Genomic DNA, 16,103 nt, shown 5'->3' on the forward strand with positions numbered 1-16,103 from the left:
CCTCTGGCTCGACCACCACTCCGACGTGCCATTCAACCGGACCGTCCGCAGCGTCGGGGCACCCGCCCGCCCGCTGGGCCTTGGGCGGGATCCAGCACGGGCCGCGCGGGGAGCCCTCCGTTCTCCTCCCGCCGCAGTCGATCTGTCCGGACCCTCGTCCGCACGGCCGCCCTGGTCGGCCGGCCGGCGGAGCGCTCGGCACCCGCACGTCGGGTCCTCGCCACAACGGCCAGGCCTGCAGAAGATCCGCAGGGCCATGGGCTGCGTCGAGTCCCGCACAGTCGGTCCCGCTGCGGGAGACCGCCACGACCGGGACCGGTTCGGCGGTGAGCACGGCCCGGCGTGGTCCCGCACCCTGAGCTGCCCTGCCCTGGTCCTCGCCGCTCAGCGGCCTCTCGCGGTCTGATCGAAGCCGCGAGGAAAATGCCTGGCCGGAGAGCTCGACCGGACCGCACCCTGGGAGCGCGTCTACGCCCCCACTGGATCGGCCGTGCCGACCTGTACCCGGAGAGGTGACCGATGCCGGTCCAAGACCCCCACGAGATCGGCTACGGCCACGTCATCGAGCGCTACGCGGCGAGGAAGGACTCAGGCCACGCGCGCTACCTCGTCCTGAAAAGTGGGCGATTCCTGCAGCCGGAATGGCCGCACGCCGAACGTTTCGCCCATCACCTCATCGACGACTCGGCAACGATCACCGATGCGGAACTGGAAGCCCTCCTCGGCTACGAGTGGCGCTCACGTCTCACCGCCGGGTGGCTGATCGGCGTAGGCCGGCGCGCCACGTTCCGCGAACGCATCGGCGACCTGTTGCTGGCCAGCGAGCTCTGCTTCTCCGGCGGCGCCTACTGCTTCGCCCTGGCCCGCTTCGGTGCACACGCCGACGCCGAGATCCTCGCCGCCTACCTCGACCGCTACCTCCCTCGCACCGACCTCCGCTACGACCTCCGCTACGACCAGCCTGCAGCACTCGGCGCACTCCTCCGCCTCGACGCTCACCTCGGCACCCACCACGCCGACCGCTTCATCCAGCCCGGCGGCCTGTGGGACCGGTGGGTCGACGCCCTGCCCCACCTCCTCGGCCACCCCGCCTACGCGCCGGCCGAGCTGCGCCGCTCGACGGACCTCCGGTGCGAGTTCGCCAACGGCTGGCGCCGCCCGGGGAACGCGGAGCGATCACCGGCCCCAGTCTCCTAACCCCCACCCGTTGGGGCCGTGAACAGGACAAACGCACCCAGCGGATCAGCGCGGCCTCGTCATCGCCGACGCGGTCGCGGTGGGGCCCGGAGCGCGACCTTTCGACGCTCGTCGAATCGATTGGGTGCGCTCGACCCCGATGCCAGCCTGATCCAGGCAAGGCAACCGCGGGGAATGGTCCCGCAGACACCAGGAGACCTGATGATCTTCGTCAACATCACCACGACCGACCTCGAGCGCAGCAAGGCCTTCTACACGGCGCTCGGCTGCGACATCAACCCGATGTTCACCGACGAGAACGCCGGGTGCGTCGTCTGGGACGAGAACACGAACTTCATGGTGCTCACCCACGGGCACTTCGCGCAGTTCACGGACAAGGAGATCGCCGACCCGCACAAGGTCGCCCAGGCGCTGGTGTCGTTCTCGCGTGACTCCCGGGAGCACGTCGACACGACGGTCGACGCCGGCGTCAGGGCCGGCGGCCGTGAGCCGCGCCCCGCACAGGACCACGGGTTCATGTACGGACGCTCCCTCGAGGACCCGGACGGCAACATCCTCGAGTTCCTCTACATGGAGCCCCAGGCCGCCGAGCAGGGTCCGGAGGCGTACGTCGCCGAGCACGGCACGGGACCGGACCCCGTCCCCGGGCGGTGACCACCGCGCCGGCCCCGGTTGCGCTCGTCCTCCACGTCAGACGCGGTGGACGAGCGCGTCGCCGAGCGGCGTGCGCGCGTGCAGCACGCGCCGCCCGGCGCGCCGGGACGCGATGAGCCCGGCGGCGCGCAGGGCGTCGAGGTGGTGGGACGCGGTGGAAGCCGCTATCCGGACCTCCCCCGCAGTCTCCGTCGTCGACAGCGGCGCGCCCAGCGCGAGGAGCACCGCGGCGCGACTCTCCCCGAGCAGGCCCGCCAGCGCGTCCGTCGAGTCGGCACGATGCCACACCTCGGACACACCGAGCGCGGGGTAGAACAGCGTCGGCTGAGCGGGCGGCTCCGTGAGCACCGCGCAGTGGCGTGCGAAGAACGACGGCACGAGCACGAGGCCGCGCCCCTGGCAGTCGACGACCTCCTCGTGCCGTTCCATCCGCACGCGCACGGTGTCGAAGCCGGTGTCGGCGCTCCACTCGACCGCTTCGCCGAGGTCGGCCGCCATCCCGGCCAGACCGTCCGCGGTCATCCGCCGCACCCGGGAGCCGATGTCCGCGTGCAGGATGCGTTCGATCTGCGCCCAGTACGGCGCGAGTGCGGTCTCCCAGAGCGTCTCGACGTGGCGCACGATCACGGCGCGGATCCTCTCGGGATCGTCCGCCATCCTCTCGAGCGCGGCCCGCGCGACGCCGGCGCTGCGGACCGCACGCTTGCGCAGGTCGACCGAGATCGGCTCGAGCGGCGCCTGTCGCAGCCGCTCGATCTCGTCCGCCGGCGTGAGGTCCCAGGACGCGGGCGAGGTGAACAGATCGGGCGCGTACCCGGCCTCGCCCACGACGAGGCGCAGCAACTCCAGGGTCTCCCGCGGGACATCGGCACGCACGGCCCGCGCCCACCCCCACTGCAGCGGCTGCTCCTGCGGCCGGTTGAGGGTGCGTACCGCGTGGACGATCTCATGCCCTGGCGATACGCCGAACCGGACGGTGGAGATGTCCTGCGAAGCGAGGCGGAACTCGACGTACTTCTGCGGCACGCCGAGCAGGCTACCGCCGACCCGTCTCAGCCGACCGATCGCGGACTGCCTCCGTCGGCCCCGTCGGCGCCGGCACGGCTCGTGCAGGCTGCACAGCCATCGACCGGCATCGGTGGCACGACAGGCAGACACCCTGCCGAATAACAATACTTTTGTTAATGTAGCGGCATGGCTGATGACACCGCACCCACCCCCGGCGAAGGACCCGTCCGCCCCGTGTCCGTGTCGCTGCACGAGGGCACCATCGCCGCCCTGAAGCAGCGCACAGGCCGACGCGGCATGTCCGCCTACGTCGAGGGCCTCATCCAGCGCGAACTGGAGCGGGAACGCCTGCGCGAGCTGATCGCCGCGGCGGAGGCCGAACACGGCCCGGTGGACCATCGTGCGGTCGACGCCAAGCGGGCGCTGCTGCGCGGTGACGCGACAAGCTCGTCGGACGCCGCATGAGCGGAACCCTCGTGCTGGACTGCGAAGGTCTCTCCAAACTCGTACGCCGCGACCCCGAACTGACTGAATGGCTCGCAGCCGCCGACGCGGAGGACATCCGGGTCGTGACCAGCTCGGTGACCCTCGTCGAGGCCCGGAACCCACGAGTCCATCAGGCGCGGTTCGACCACGCAGTCTCGCGCGTCAACATCGTCCCGCCCGGCGAGGCCATCGCGCGACAGGCGAGCAAGCTGCTCGCCGCGACCGGCCTGCACGGGCACAAGTACGCACTGGACGCCATCGTCGCCGCGACGGCACTCGCCTCACCTCGCCCCACGACCGTCCTCACCTCCGACCCCGAGGACCTCCAGATGCTCTGCGCGGGCGGCGTCACCGTCATCAAGATCTGAGCGGCAGCTGCCAACGAGCACGCGTGCGGCATCGCCGGGGCGCCCACGGGGACGGGACCGCCCCACGCCGCGCAGCGAAAACCAGCGCCCGCAACGCCAGCGGGGCCGGCCCGAAACCGGACCGACCCCGCTGACCTGGACGTTCGCCGGCTCGGGCGAGGCCGAGCCGTGGCGGCTGCTAGACGTTGAAGCGGAACTCCACCACGTCGCCGTCCTGCATGACGTACTCCTTGCCCTCCATGCGGGCGCGGCCCTTGGCGCGGGCCTCGGCGACGGAGCCGGCCTCGACGAGGTCGTCGAAGGAGATGACCTCGGCCTTGATGAAGCCCTTCTGGAAGTCCGTGTGGATCACGCCGGCCGCCTCGGGCGCGGTGGCGCCCTTCTTGATGGTCCAGGCGCGGGTCTCCTTGGGACCGGCGGTCAGGTAGGTCTGCAGGCCCAGGGTGTTGAAGCCGACGTGGGCGAGGGTGGCGAGGCCGGGCTCCGCGGCGCCGACGGACTGGAGGAGCTCCATGGCGTCCTCCTCGTCGAGCTCGGCGAGGTCCGCCTCGAGCTTGGCGTTGAGGAAGATCGCCTCGGCCGGGGCGACCAGCGCGCGCTGCTCGTTCTTGAAGGTGTCGTCGGTCAGCTCGTCCTCGTCGACGTTGAAGACGTAGAGGAAGGGCTTGGTGGTGAGCAGGTGCAGGTCGTGCAGCAGCTCGCTGCGCTCGGTGCCCTGGACGATGCCCTGGGAGAAGAGGGTGTCGCCGCGCTCGAGGATCTCCTTGGCCTCCTCGACGGCCTTGACCTTCGGAGCGATGTCCTTCTTGATCCGGGACTCCTTCTGGAGGCGCGGGAGGACCTTCTCGATGGTCTGGAGGTCGGCCAGGATCAGCTCGGTGTTGATGGTCTCGATGTCGTCCTTCGGCGAGACCTTGCCGTCGACGTGGACGACGTTCTCGTCCTTGAAGGCGCGGATGACCTGGCAGATCGCGTCCGACTCGCGGATGTTCGCGAGGAACTTGTTGCCCAGACCCTCGCCCTCGCTGGCGCCGCGGACGATGCCGGCGATGTCGACGAAGTCGACCGTGGCCGGGAGGATCCGCGCGGAGCCGAAGATCTCGGCGAGCTTCGCCAGGCGGGGGTCGGGGACGCCGACGACGCCCACGTTGGGCTCGATCGTGGCGAACGGGTAGTTGGCCGCAAGCACGTCGTTCTTGGTCAGGGCGTTGAACAGGGTCGACTTGCCGACATTCGGCAGACCGACGATTCCGATCGTGAGCGACACGTTGCGACTTCCCGTTACGTGAGGTGAAGAGGGTGGGCGGGCCTGAGGCGGACCGATCCCCCAGTCTACGGCGTGCCGGACGGGGCACCCGTAACTGTCGAACATCAGACCAGTGCGGCCCCTGGGCGTGTCATTAGGGCTATTCAGCACATAAACAGACCTAGGTTGTGCGAGTGGAGCATCACAGGACGACGGGAACATCACGGTCGGCCGCCCGGCCCGCGCCGGCGTCGAGGCGCGACGCCCGCACGGGGCTGCCCGGGCAGGCTCGCGGGGGCGGTTCCGGAGGCGGCGAGCGGCGGGCCCCACGGCCCCGGCGCCCGCAGGGTGCGCAGCCGGTCGCCGCGGGGGCAGGCGTGGCTGCCGCCGTGCCCGCGGGCGCGGCGGCAGCCGGGTCGGCACGCGGCACGGCGGGACGCGGCGGCGCGGTCGTCCGGGCCGGGCAGGCGATGGACGGGCTGGCCCGGTGGACCGGGCGGGTGGCGGAGTCGGCGCGGGGCTCACGGGTCTCGTGGATCGCCGGGGCGGCGAACCGGGGCACGGCGGCCGCGGACGGGCTGCGGCGCTTCCCCAACCCCCGGCTCACCGGGCTCGGGTGCGGGCTGTTCTGCACGGCCGCGATGGTGACGCTGGGGCTGCTCAGCATGCTGCTGGGCGCGTCGGTCACGGTCTACGGGCTGCTGTTCCTGCCGGTCAGCCTGCTCACGGCGACGTGGGTGCGGCCAGGGGACCTGCTGACGGCGCCGATCGTCGGGCCGATCGCCTACGCGCTGGGGCTGCTGTTCATCGCCGACGGAAGCGGGGTCGGCGGCCAGGCGATGGGCTTCTTCACGGCGCTGGCCACGGGGGCCGGGTGGCTGTACGGAGGCGTGCTCGTCACCGGGCTGGTGGCGACGGGGCGGTGGATCCGGTTCACGTCCGGGGCCGGTGCCGGTGCCGGGGGCGCAGCCGCCTACCGCGAGGGTTAGCCGCCGCCGTTCACGCGGCGAGGGAGGCACGGGGCCCATGGGCCGCCCGGCGGCGCTCCCGCAAGGGCTGCCGCCCGCGCGACGCGACGAGCACGGTGCGGATGACCCGACAACCGCGGAGCTGCGGAGCCGTGTGCGCCCGGTGGCCCTCACTCGTGGCGACAGGCGGGCCGGCCGCCCGCAGAGCGAAGCCGTGCGGGCCGCCGGCCGTCGAGGTCGGTTCCGGAGGAGCAGGAGCAGGAAACAGGGGGCAGAGTGGGGGCCGCGCCGGAAAGAGGCGCGGCCCCCGGACGTCAGCCGCGCTGCTGGGCGGCGTGCATGGCCGCCCCCACGATCCCCGCGTTGTTCTGGAGCCGCGCCGGCACGATCTCCGCACGCACCTTGGTGATCAGCGGCAGGAACTTCTCCGCCTTGCGGCTCACCCCTCCGCCCACGATGAACAGCTCGGGCGAGAACAGCATCTCGACGTGCCGCAGGTACTTCTCGACCCGCCGCGCCCAGTGCTCCCAGGAGAGGTCGCCGTCCTCGCGGGCCTTGTGGGACGCCCGCTTCTCCGCGTCGTGGCCGTTCAGCTCGAGGTGCCCCAGCTCCGTGTTGGGGACCAGCATGCCGTCGGTGAAGACCGCGCTGCCGATGCCGGTGCCGAAGGTCAGCACGATCACCGTGCCCTTGCGGCCCTGGCCGGCGCCGAAGTTCATCTCGGCCACGCCCGCCGCGTCCGCGTCGTTGACCACGGTGACTGGGATGCCGCCCAGCCGCCCGCCGAGCAGCGCGGCGGCGTCCATGTCCACCCAGGCGGCGTCGACGTTGGCCGCGGTGCGGACGGTGGAGCCGCCGGTGACCACGCCGGGGAAGGTCACGCCCACCGGCCCGTGCCAGTTGAAGTGGTCGACGACCTCCCGGACGCACTCCGCCACGTCGTCAGGGGTCGAGGGCTGCGGGGTCAGCACCTTGTGCCGCTCCGCCGCCAGGTCGCCCCTCGTCAGGTCCACGGGCGCGCCCTTGATTCCGGAGCCGCCGATGTCCACACCGAAGATCTGCATGGCACCACGCTACGACGCGCGGCAAGCCGTCACCGCCGGAAGGGTGTACCGAAAGGGAGCGCCGGGGACACACGGACGGCGCGCGGGGCACCCACGGCGCGGATTCCGGTGCCGCCCGGGGAGCGGTGGTGACGGCAGCGGCGGCGGTGGCGGCAGCGGCGGCGGTGGCGGCAGCGGTGGTGGTGACGGCAGCGGTGGCAGTGGCGGTGGCCGGTGGCAGCGGATGGCGGGGCGGCGGTTGGCCGGGCCCAACGGCTGACCGGTGGCACCGCATGGCGGAGGCGACGATCGGCCGAGGGCGGCGCCGCGCAAGGCGGACACGGAAGGCCAGGCGGGCACGTGGAAGCCTCGGCGGGCAGAAAGGCGGGACACGCGAAAGTCCCGCGGACATGAGGGCGGGGCGGACACGCGGAGGGCCCGCGCCTTCCGCAGGCGCGGGCCCTCCGACGGCGGAAAACGGGCGAGGTCAGCCCTGCGTGCCGCCCGTACGCTCGGCGACCAGCGCCGCCGCCTCCTCGCGGAGGTCGCGCCGCAGTTCCTTGGGCAGCGAGAAGGTGATCGACTCCTCGGCCGCCTTCACGATCTCCACGTCCTCGAAGCCCCGCTGCGACAGGTACTCGAGGACCTGCTCGACCAGCACGTCCGGCACCGAGGCGCCCGAGGTGACGCCCACCGTGGTGACGCCCTCCAGCCAGCTCTCGTCGATCTCGTCGGCGAAGTCGACCAGGTAGGCGGCGGAGGCGCCGGCCAGCTTGGCGACCTCGACCAGGCGCACGGAGTTGGAGGAGTTGCGCGAGCCGACCACGATCACCAGCTCGGACTCGGCGCCCATCTCCTTCACGGCCAGCTGACGGTTCTGCGTCGCGTAGCAGATGTCGTCACTGGGCGGCGAGATCAGCTGCGGGAACTTCTCCTTGAGCGCGCCGACCGTCTCCATCGTCTCGTCCACCGAGAGCGTGGTCTGGGAGAGCCAGACGACCTTCGAAGGGTCGCGGACCTCCACCTTGGCGACGTCCTCGGGGCCGTCGACGAGCTGGATGTGGTCGGGGGCCTCGCCGGAGGTGCCGATGACCTCCTCGTGGCCCTCGTGGCCGATCAGCAGGATGTCGTAGTCCTCGTCGGCGAACCGGACCGCCTCCTTGTGGACCTTGGTCACCAGGGGGCAGGTCGCGTCGATGGTGGCGAGCCGGCCGGCCTTCGCCTCGTCGTGCACGGTCGGGGCGACGCCGTGGGCGGAGAACATCACGATGTTGCCGGGCGGCACCTCGTCCGTCTGCTCGACGAAGATCGCGCCCTTCTTCTCGAGGGTCTGCACCACGTACTTGTTGTGGACGATCTCGTGACGGACGTAGATCGGGGCCCCGTACTGCTCCAGGGCCTTCTCCACAGCGATCACTGCGCGGTCGACACCGGCGCAGTAGCCGCGGGGAGAGGCGAGCAGGACACGGCGGCGGCCAGGAGAGTCGGTCATGCGCCCCATCGTACGGGCCGCTCCGGGCACCGGCCCGGTGCCGCCCCCGCCCGACGCCCGGGGGCAGTCCGTGCACGGGGCAGGCGAGTCCCCCACCGGCTGCTCCCGCGACACATCGAGGGCTCACCTTCACCCCGCATCGATCGACACCCGTGTCCGGCCGACCTCGCGCATTGCGGGGGGATCGTGCGCATCGGCGGGAGGCCGTGCGCGTCGCGGCGGGAACGTCCGCATCGCCGGTCCGTGTCGGAGCCGACGGTTACGCTCGGGCGCATGGCTGTGAACACGACCCCCGAGGCCCCGCTGCCCGTCGGCCAGGTCTCGCGGTTGATCGGGAGCTGGATCGACCGGCTCGGCGCGGTCTGGGTGGAGGGGCAGATCACCCAGCTCTCCCGCCGCCCCGGTGCGGGCGTGGTGTTCATGACGCTGCGCGACCCCTCGCACGACATCTCGGTGAAGGTCACCTGTTTCCGGCAGGTCTTCGACGCGGTCGCCGACATCGTCGGCGAGGGCGCCCGGGTGCTGGTGCATGCCAAGCCGGAGTGGTACGCCCCGCGCGGCGAGCTGTCGCTGCGGGCGGCGGAGATCCGTCCGGTGGGCATGGGCGAACTGCTGGCGCGGCTGGAGCAGCTGAAGAAGAGCCTGGCGGCGGAGGGGCTGTTCGCGGCGGACCGGAAGAAGCCGCTGCCGTTCCTGCCGCAGCTGATCGGCCTGGTCTGCGGCCGGGCCTCGGCGGCCGAGCGCGACGTCCTGGAGAACGCCCGCCGCCGCTGGCCCGCCGTCCGCTTCGAGGTCCGCAACGTCGCCGTGCAGGGCGTGCACGCGGTGCCGCAGGTGGTGCGGGCGGTGCGGGAGCTGGACGCCATGGACGAGGTCGACGTCATCGTGGTGGCGCGCGGCGGCGGCAGCGTGGAGGACCTGCTGCCGTTCTCCGACGAGGAGCTGGTCCGCACGGTCGCGGGCTGCCGCACGCCGGTGGTGTCCGCGATCGGCCACGAGCCGGACACCCCGTTGCTGGACTACGTCGCCGACCTGCGCGCCTCGACCCCGACCGACGCCGCCAAGAAGGTGGTGCCGGACGTCGGCGAGGAGGCGGAGCGAGTGCGGCAGCTGCGGGACCGGGCGCGGCGGTGCGTGGACGCGGCGGTCTCGCGGGAGGAACGCGGCCTGCAGAACGCGCTGGCCAGGCCGGTCATGCAGGATCCGCACCGGATGATCGACGACCGCGCCGAGCAGGTCACGGCGCTCGCCGACCGGGCCCGGCGCACCCTGGGGCACCTGCTGGACCGGGCGGAGTCCGAGCTGACCCACACCCACGCCCGGGTGGTGGCCCTCTCCCCCGCGCAGACGCTGCGCCGCGGGTACGCGGTGCTCCAGCGCCCCGACGGACAGGTCGTCCGCGATCCCGCCGAGGTGACGCCGGGCGAACCACTGCGCGCCCGGGTCGCCGGCGGCACGTTCACGGTCCTGCCGTCCGCTCCGGCGGAGGGCGAGAACCCTGACAGCGGGCCCGACGACACCCACACCGACACCCACCCCAACGACACCGAAGCATGAGGACGGACGCAATGAGCAGCAGGGCCGACGAGCAGTCCGCCGGGGCGACCGAGGCCGGCCGGGCGATGCTCGGCTACGAGCAGGCGCGTGACGAGCTGATCGAGGTGGTCCGGCGGCTGGAGGCCGGCGGCACCTCGCTGGAGGAGTCGCTGGCACTGTGGGAGCGCGGCGAGGAGCTCGCGAAGGTGTGCCGCCGCTGGCTGGAGGGCGCCCGCAAGCGCCTGGACGCGGCGCTCGCGGAGGAGGACGAGGAGTCGGGCGAGGGCACGGCGGAGTGAGGCACACCTCCACGTCTCTCCGGGAGCTTATTTGAATTTTCAACCTCTTCGGTCCTACAGTGGAGTCGTTCCACCGGACCCCCGAAAAGGCTGACGCATGTCTCTCGTTCTTGACCCCGCCGCCCAGGACCTGCTGTTCCGCGAGGCGCACACCGCCCAGAAGTTCTCCTCCGAGCCGGTGACCGAGGAGCAGCTCAAGGCGGTCCACGACCTGGTCAAGTTCGGCCCGACGGCCTTCAACCAGTCGCCGCTGCGGGTGACGCTGGTCCAGTCCCCCGAGGCCCGCACCCGCCTGGTCGACCTGCTGATGGAGGGCAACAGGGCCAAGACCGCCACCGCCCCGGTGGTGGCGATCCTGTCCGCCGACGCCGAGTTCCACGAGGAGCTCGACACGCTGCTGCCGGCGATCCCGAACGCCAAGGACATGTTCTTCAGCGAGCGCCCGGTCCGCGAGCGTTCCGCGCTCGCCAACGCGCAGCTGCAGGCCGCCTACTTCATCATCGGCGTCCGCGCGGCCGGCCTGGCCGCGGGCCCGATGACCGGCGCCGACATGGAGGGCATCCGCAAGGAGTTCCTCGGCGACGATCACCTGCCGCTGATGGTCGTCAACATCGGCCACCCCTCCGCCGAGGAGGGCGCCCACTACCCGCGCGCCCCGCGCCTGTCCTACGAGCAGGTCTTCACCACCGTCTGAGCCGAACGACGGCAAAGGCCCCCCGCACACCGCGGGGGGCCTTTGCCGTACACCGAGCCGTCGTGCCGAACGCCGGGCGCACTGGCCGCCGGACGCCGGGCAGTGACCACCGGCCACCAGATACCGGCCACCGGGCGCCGGGCTCCGACCACCGGGCGTCGACGCAGAGCCCGTCCCGCCTACTCCGCGGGCTTCTCCTCCGTGCGCAGCGCCTCGGCCACGACGGTGAGGTCCTTCATGCCCGCGCTGCCGGTCACCACCGTGGTGACGCCCGGCTCCTGCAGGACCAGGGCGTCGTACCGGTCGCCCTCGTAGCGGTCCCAGTCGCGGCCCGCGAGCCTCTCCGTGCCGGCCTTCGAGGCGCCCTGGGTGGCGGATTCCACGAACTCCGACGGCTTCCGCGTGGACTGCTCCACCGCCGCGTAGCCGCCGTCCGGGTCGGCGAAGCCGAGGTGCCAGTGCGCGTGGTCGGCCGTGTAGCGCACCGACGTCGCCGTCCAGCCGTCCGACAGGCCCTCGGGAGCGGCCACCGGGTACGGAGCGGCACGGCGCGCCGTCAGGAGCTCCACCCGATAGTCCACCCGCTTCGGCTCCGGCACGGTGTCGTCGTGCGGGACGAAGAGGTAGACCACGCCCGCCGCGAGAAGAATGAGGCCCAGGGAGAGAACCATGTCCCGGACCGACTGCTTGCCTTTCATACCTGCCACGCCCCTATCGTCGCAGGTGCGCCACGCGCTCATCCGTGGGGTCCTCTGCTCATAATTTCACTCGGAGGCTAGAGTCAGGGGCGAACGACCCTCATCCGGCCGTCGTCATACAGGGAAGGTGCCGATGACCGAGCACAATCTGCTCCCGTCCGAACTCGAGGTCCCCTCCGAGGCCCCCGACCGCAACCTGGCCCTGGAACTGGTCCGGGTCACCGAGGCGGCCGCCCTGGCGGCGGGCCGCTGGGTGGGCCGCGGTGACAAGAACGGCGCCGACGGCGCCGCGGTGCGCGCCATGCGCACCCTCGTCTCGACCGTCTCGATGAACGGTGTCGTCGTCATCGGCGAGGGCGAGAAGGACGAGGCACCCATGCTCTTCAACGGGGAGCGGGTGGGTGACGGCACCGGCCCCGAGTGCGACATCGCCGTCGACCCGATCGACGGCACCACCCTCACCGCCAAGGGCATGACCAACGCGATCGCCGTGCTGGCCGCCGCCGACCGGGGATCGATGTTCGACCCGTCGGCGGTCTTCTACATGGACAAGCTGGTCACCGGCCCGGAGGCGGCCGACTTCGTCGACATCAACGCCCCGGTGTCGGTGAACATCCGCCGGATCGCCAAGGCGAAGCGCTCCACGCCCGAGAGCGTCACCGTGGTCATCCTGGACCGGCCCCGCCACCAGCAGCTGATCCAGGACGTCCGGGAGACCGGCGCGCGCATAAAGCTGATCTCCGACGGCGACGTGGCGGGTTCCATCCTCGCCCTGCGCGAGGGGACCGGCATCGACCTGCTGCTGGGCGTCGGCGGCACGCCGGAGGGCATCATCTCGGCCTGTGCGGTCAAGTGCCTGGGCGGCACCATCCAGGGCAAGCTCTGGCCGAAGGACGAGGAGGAGCGGGAGCGGGCGCTCGCGGCCGGTCACGACCTGGACCGGGTGCTGACCACCGACGACCTGGTCTCCGGCGAGAACGTGTTCTTCGTCGCCACCGGCATCACCGACGGCGAACTGCTGCGCGGGGTGCGCTACCGCTCCGAGACGGCGACGACCTCCTCGATCGTCATGCGCTCGAAGTCGGGCACGGTGCGGGAGATCCACTCCGAGCACCGGCTGAGCAAGCTCCGGGCGTACAGCAAGATCGACTTCGACCGGGCCAAGTAGACCGGCCCAGGAGGCTGGCCCAGCAGACCGGCCGAGCAGGCCGGACCGAGCAGGCCGGCGGATCAGCAGCGGACGAGGGGCGCTCCCGGTGCGGCGGGGGCGCCCTTCGGGGTTCCGGGCCGGCGCCGGGCCATGGGCGCGTTCAGCCCGCGGCCGCTATCCGCCCGCCCGCCGAGGAGCGACTCTTGTTGATGTCCATGTCCCGCCGCCGCCGGCGCGCCAGCACCAGGCGGCGCTCGGCGGCCGTCAGCCCGCCCCACACGCCGTAGGGCTCCGGCTGCAGCAGGGCGTGCTCGCGGCACTCCACCATCACCGGACACTGCGCGCAGACGCGCTTTGCCGCCTCCTCACGGGACAGCCGGGCGGCCGTGGGCTCCTTGGACGGGGCGAAGAAGAGTCCCGCCTCGTCCCTGCGGCAGACGGCCTCGGTGTGCCAGGGCGCCTCCTGGTCGCGCTCCTTGCGGGCGCTCCGCTGGACCGGGACCTGTGCGACCTTGGTGACCTGCAGGGACGAACGCGTGTGCTGCGGCACGGTCTACTCCTGACGAAGGCTTCGCGAGCGAGCGGCGATGCGTCAAGCACTACCCCTCGCGCACGTGCCGTATGCACCCCGTACACGCCTCGCGACGCAGCGGCGCGGTCACAACTCCCGTGCGCCGCCGCCCAGATGCCGACGCGCTCCGGCGCCGTGACCGCCGCCTGGGTGCTTGTGCCGGGAGCGGTCCAGGTGCCGCTGCACCTGGTCGCGGATGTCGGCCACCAGGCTCCCCCGGCGCGGCCTCGCCTCGACGTTCCCCAGCACCGCCCAGCCGTCCACGTAGATCACCGGAGCGCTGGAGTCCGCGGCGTCCACCGTGTCCACCTCGAAATTGCCGAGCACACCGCCGCCGGTACCGCGCAGGGTGACGTTCTCCGGCACGTAGACCTCGACGCTGCCGAAGACGGAGACCGCCTTGACGGTGACCTGCTGGTGCTCGAACACGGCTTCGCTGAGGTCGATCTCGACGCTGCCGAATATCGCGTAGGCGTTGATGCGGCGGCCGGCCCGCCAGCGGCCGGTACGGGAGGCGGCGCTGAACACCGCCGTCACGTTCTCCTCCGCCACGGGGAGGGACTCGAGGGCGAAGTCCGGCGCCGGGGCGGGCGCGGCCCGCCCGGCGGGCAGGTCGCGCACGTACTCCTCCAGCTCGCCGAGGGTCCGGGCGGCGAGCGCCCCCTCCACCCGCTCGGCGTGCTCCTCGGGCGTGAGGCGGCCCTCGGCGACGGCCTCGCGCAGCTGATCCACGACACGGTCCCGCTCGGCGTCCGACGCCCGCAGCTCAAGGTTCTTGTGAAGGTCCACATCCCGAGGCTAGCAGTCGCGATGTATCGCGAACATCCTCCGGAAGGGGGATGTTCGCGCGACCGGCTCGCGCGGCCGAAGACCCCGCGGGCCGGGAGCGCCGAGGAGCCGGGCCTCCCTGGCGACGGACGAGCCCTACCTCACAGCGGCGGCCTCCCGCCCACGTCTTAGGCTGGTGGACACCGGCTGTCTTTCGAGTGAGGAAATGGGCGAAGATGCCTGAGTTCGCGTACACCGATCTGCTCCCCGCGGGAGAGGACACCACCCCTTACCGGCTGGTGACCTCCGAGGGCGTGTCGACCTTCGAGGCCGACGGCCGCACGTTCCTCAAGGTGGAGCCGGAGGCGCTGCGCAAGCTCGCCGAGGAGGCGGTGCACGACATCCAGCACTACCTGCGCCCCGAGCACCTCGCCCAGCTCCGCAAGATCATCGACGACCCCGAGGCGTCGGCCAACGACAAGTTCGTCGCCCTGGACCTGCTGAAGAACGCGAACATCGCGGCGGCCGGCGTGCTGCCCATGTGCCAGGACACCGGCACCGCGATCGTGATGGGCAAGCGCGGCCAGAACGTGCTGACCGAGGGCGGTGACGAGGAGGCCCTGTCCCGCGGCATCTACGACGCGTACCGCAACCTCAACCTGCGCTACTCCCAGATGGCCCCGGTCACCATGTGGGAGGAGAAGAACACCGGCTCCAACCTGCCCGCGCAGATCGAGCTGTACGCGACCGACGGCGGCGCCTACAAGTTCCTCTTCATGGCCAAGGGCGGCGGCTCGGCCAACAAGTCGTTCCTCTACCAGGAGACCAAGGCGGTCCTCAACGAGGCCTCCATGATGAAGTTCCTGGAGGAGAAGATCCGCTCGCTGGGCACCGCGGCCTGCCCGCCCTACCACCTGGCGATCGTCGTCGGCGGCACCTCCGCCGAGTTCGCGCTCAAGACCGCCAAGTACGCGTCGGCGCACTACCTGGACAACATCCCCACCGAGGGCTCCGAGCTGGGTCACGGCTTCCGGGACACCGAGCTGGAGGAGAAGGTCTTCGAGCTCACCCGCGAGCTCGGCATCGGCGCGCAGTTCGGCGGCAAGTACTTCTGCCACGACGTCCGCGTCATCCGCCTCCCGCGCCACGGCGCCTCCTGCCCGGTCGCGATCGCGGTCTCCTGCTCGGCGGACCGCCAGGCCGTCGCGAAGATCACCGCCGAGGGCGTCTTCCTGGAGCAGCTGGAGAAGGACCCGGCGCGCTTCCTCCCGGACACCACCGAGGCGGACCTCATCCAGTCCGGCGACGTCGTCAAGATCGACCTCAACCGGCCGATGGACGAGATCCTCGCCAAGCTGACCAGGCACCCGGTCAAGACCCGCCTGTCGCTGACCGGCCCGCTGGTCGTCGCCCGCGACATCGCGCACGCCAAGATCAAGGAGCGCCTGGACGCCGGCGAGGGCATGCCGCAGTACCTGAAGGACCACCCGGTCTACTACGCGGGTCCCGCCAAGACCCCCGAGGGCTTCGCCTCCGGCTCCTTCGGCCCCACCACGGCCGGCCGGATGGACTCCTACGTCGAGCAGTTCCAGGCCGCGGGCGGCTCCAAGGTCATGCTGGCCAAGGGAAACCGCTCCCAGCAGGTCACCGACGCCTGCGCCGCGCACGGCGGCTTCTACCTGGGCTCCATCGGCGGCCCCGCGGCGCGCCTGGCGCAGGACTGCATCAAGAAGGTCGAGGTCCTGGAGTACGAGGAGCTCGGCATGGAGGCGGTCTGGCGGATCGAGGTCGAGGATTTCCCGGCCTTCGTCGTGGTCGACGACAAGGGCAACGACTTCTTCCAGAACCCGGCGCCCGCCCCCACCTTCACCTCCATCCCGGTCCGCGGCCCCGGCCTCTGACCGCACCCGGCAGCATGTGGGACG

17 protein-coding genes are annotated in these 16,103 nt (G+C 71.7%); 10 read left to right on the forward strand and 7 right to left on the reverse strand.

Annotated elements, in window-relative coordinates:
• Nucleotides 1–519 precede the first annotated feature (519 nt).
• Nucleotides 520–1,197: a DUF6000 family protein gene (locus ACOV8S_RS15750; protein ID WP_448318449.1), complete on the forward strand. Its 678-nt coding sequence runs from the start codon at nucleotides 520–522 to the stop codon at nucleotides 1,195–1,197.
• A gap of 201 nt (nucleotides 1,198–1,398) precedes the next feature.
• The gene (locus ACOV8S_RS15755) at nucleotides 1,399–1,851 is read left to right on the forward strand and encodes a VOC family protein (protein WP_448318450.1); all 453 of its coding nucleotides are present in this window, start codon (nucleotides 1,399–1,401) and stop codon (nucleotides 1,849–1,851) included.
• A gap of 36 nt (nucleotides 1,852–1,887) precedes the next feature.
• On the opposite strand, the gene ACOV8S_RS15760 is transcribed toward ACOV8S_RS15755, so the two are convergent.
• Nucleotides 1,888–2,877, reverse strand: coding sequence for a DUF5937 family protein (locus ACOV8S_RS15760; RefSeq protein WP_448318451.1), 990 nt, complete (start codon nucleotides 2,875–2,877; stop codon nucleotides 1,888–1,890).
• Nucleotides 2,878–3,045: 168 nt separating this feature from the next.
• On the opposite strand from ACOV8S_RS15760, the gene ACOV8S_RS15765 reads away from it, so the two are divergent.
• A complete protein-coding gene (locus tag ACOV8S_RS15765; RefSeq protein ID WP_448318452.1) occupies nucleotides 3,046–3,324 on the forward strand; it encodes a hypothetical protein in 279 nt (92 codons plus the stop codon).
• Entirely contained in the window at nucleotides 3,321–3,713 is a 393-nt protein-coding gene (locus tag ACOV8S_RS15770; RefSeq protein ID WP_448318453.1) for a type II toxin-antitoxin system VapC family toxin, read from the forward strand. The genes ACOV8S_RS15765 and ACOV8S_RS15770 overlap by 4 nt, the downstream gene beginning before the upstream one ends.
• 178 nt (nucleotides 3,714–3,891) lie before the next feature.
• Here ACOV8S_RS15770 and ychF read toward each other — a convergent pair whose 3' ends face one another.
• Nucleotides 3,892–4,980, reverse strand: coding sequence for a redox-regulated ATPase YchF (ychF, locus tag ACOV8S_RS15775; protein ID WP_448318454.1), 1,089 nt, complete (start codon nucleotides 4,978–4,980; stop codon nucleotides 3,892–3,894).
• 356 nt (nucleotides 4,981–5,336) lie between these two features.
• On the opposite strand from ychF, the gene ACOV8S_RS15780 reads away from it, so the two are divergent.
• Nucleotides 5,337–5,948, forward strand: coding sequence for a DUF6542 domain-containing protein (locus ACOV8S_RS15780; RefSeq protein ID WP_448318455.1), 612 nt, complete (start codon nucleotides 5,337–5,339; stop codon nucleotides 5,946–5,948).
• Between the two features lie 293 nt (nucleotides 5,949–6,241).
• Here the strand turns inward: ACOV8S_RS15780 and ppgK are convergent, their stop codons facing one another.
• Together ppgK and ACOV8S_RS15790 are read right to left on the reverse strand one after the other, a co-directional pair.
• Entirely contained in the window at nucleotides 6,242–6,991 is a 750-nt protein-coding gene (gene ppgK / locus ACOV8S_RS15785; protein WP_448318456.1) for a polyphosphate--glucose phosphotransferase, read from the reverse strand.
• Between the two features lie 466 nt (nucleotides 6,992–7,457).
• A complete protein-coding gene (locus ACOV8S_RS15790) occupies nucleotides 7,458–8,471 on the reverse strand; it encodes a 4-hydroxy-3-methylbut-2-enyl diphosphate reductase (protein WP_448318457.1) in 1,014 nt (337 codons plus the stop codon).
• 264 nt (nucleotides 8,472–8,735) lie between these two features.
• Here ACOV8S_RS15790 and xseA point away from each other — a divergent pair, with 264 nt between their 5' ends.
• The 3 genes from xseA (at nucleotide 8,736) to ACOV8S_RS15805 (ending at nucleotide 10,991) form a co-directional block, all read left to right on the forward strand.
• Nucleotides 8,736–10,019 (forward strand): exodeoxyribonuclease VII large subunit, encoded by a 1,284-nt coding sequence (gene xseA / locus ACOV8S_RS15795; RefSeq protein WP_448318458.1) that lies wholly within the window; start codon nucleotides 8,736–8,738, stop codon nucleotides 10,017–10,019.
• Between the two features lie 11 nt (nucleotides 10,020–10,030).
• Nucleotides 10,031–10,297: an exodeoxyribonuclease VII small subunit gene (locus tag ACOV8S_RS15800; RefSeq protein WP_448318459.1), complete on the forward strand. Its 267-nt coding sequence runs from the start codon at nucleotides 10,031–10,033 to the stop codon at nucleotides 10,295–10,297.
• 97 nt (nucleotides 10,298–10,394) lie between these two features.
• Nucleotides 10,395–10,991 (forward strand): malonic semialdehyde reductase, encoded by a 597-nt coding sequence (locus ACOV8S_RS15805; protein ID WP_448318460.1) that lies wholly within the window; start codon nucleotides 10,395–10,397, stop codon nucleotides 10,989–10,991.
• 179 nt (nucleotides 10,992–11,170) lie between these two features.
• Here the strand turns inward: ACOV8S_RS15805 and ACOV8S_RS15810 are convergent, their stop codons facing one another.
• Complete coding sequence (locus ACOV8S_RS15810) at nucleotides 11,171–11,698, reverse strand: DUF4245 domain-containing protein (RefSeq protein WP_448318461.1); 528 nt, start codon at nucleotides 11,696–11,698, stop codon at nucleotides 11,171–11,173.
• 124 nt (nucleotides 11,699–11,822) lie between these two features.
• Between ACOV8S_RS15810 and glpX the strand changes: the two genes are divergently transcribed.
• Entirely contained in the window at nucleotides 11,823–12,857 is a 1,035-nt protein-coding gene (gene glpX / locus ACOV8S_RS15815; protein WP_351114699.1) for a class II fructose-bisphosphatase, read from the forward strand.
• Between the two features lie 142 nt (nucleotides 12,858–12,999).
• Here the strand turns inward: glpX and ACOV8S_RS15820 are convergent, their stop codons facing one another.
• Nucleotides 13,000–13,389, reverse strand: coding sequence for a WhiB family transcriptional regulator (locus tag ACOV8S_RS15820; RefSeq protein WP_448318462.1), 390 nt, complete (start codon nucleotides 13,387–13,389; stop codon nucleotides 13,000–13,002).
• A gap of 108 nt (nucleotides 13,390–13,497) precedes the next feature.
• Nucleotides 13,498–14,199 (reverse strand): DUF1707 SHOCT-like domain-containing protein, encoded by a 702-nt coding sequence (locus ACOV8S_RS15825; protein ID WP_448318463.1) that lies wholly within the window; start codon nucleotides 14,197–14,199, stop codon nucleotides 13,498–13,500.
• A 215-nt stretch (nucleotides 14,200–14,414) separates the two neighbouring features.
• Here ACOV8S_RS15825 and ACOV8S_RS15830 point away from each other — a divergent pair, with 215 nt between their 5' ends.
• Nucleotides 14,415–16,079 carry a fumarate hydratase gene (locus tag ACOV8S_RS15830; protein ID WP_448318464.1) on the forward strand — a complete coding sequence of 555 codons (1,665 nt, stop codon included), beginning with the start codon at nucleotides 14,415–14,417 and terminating at the stop codon, nucleotides 16,077–16,079.
• Nucleotides 16,080–16,103: the final 24 nt, after the last annotated feature.

The sequence above is a fragment of the Streptomyces sp. CO7 genome (assembly GCF_053474865.1).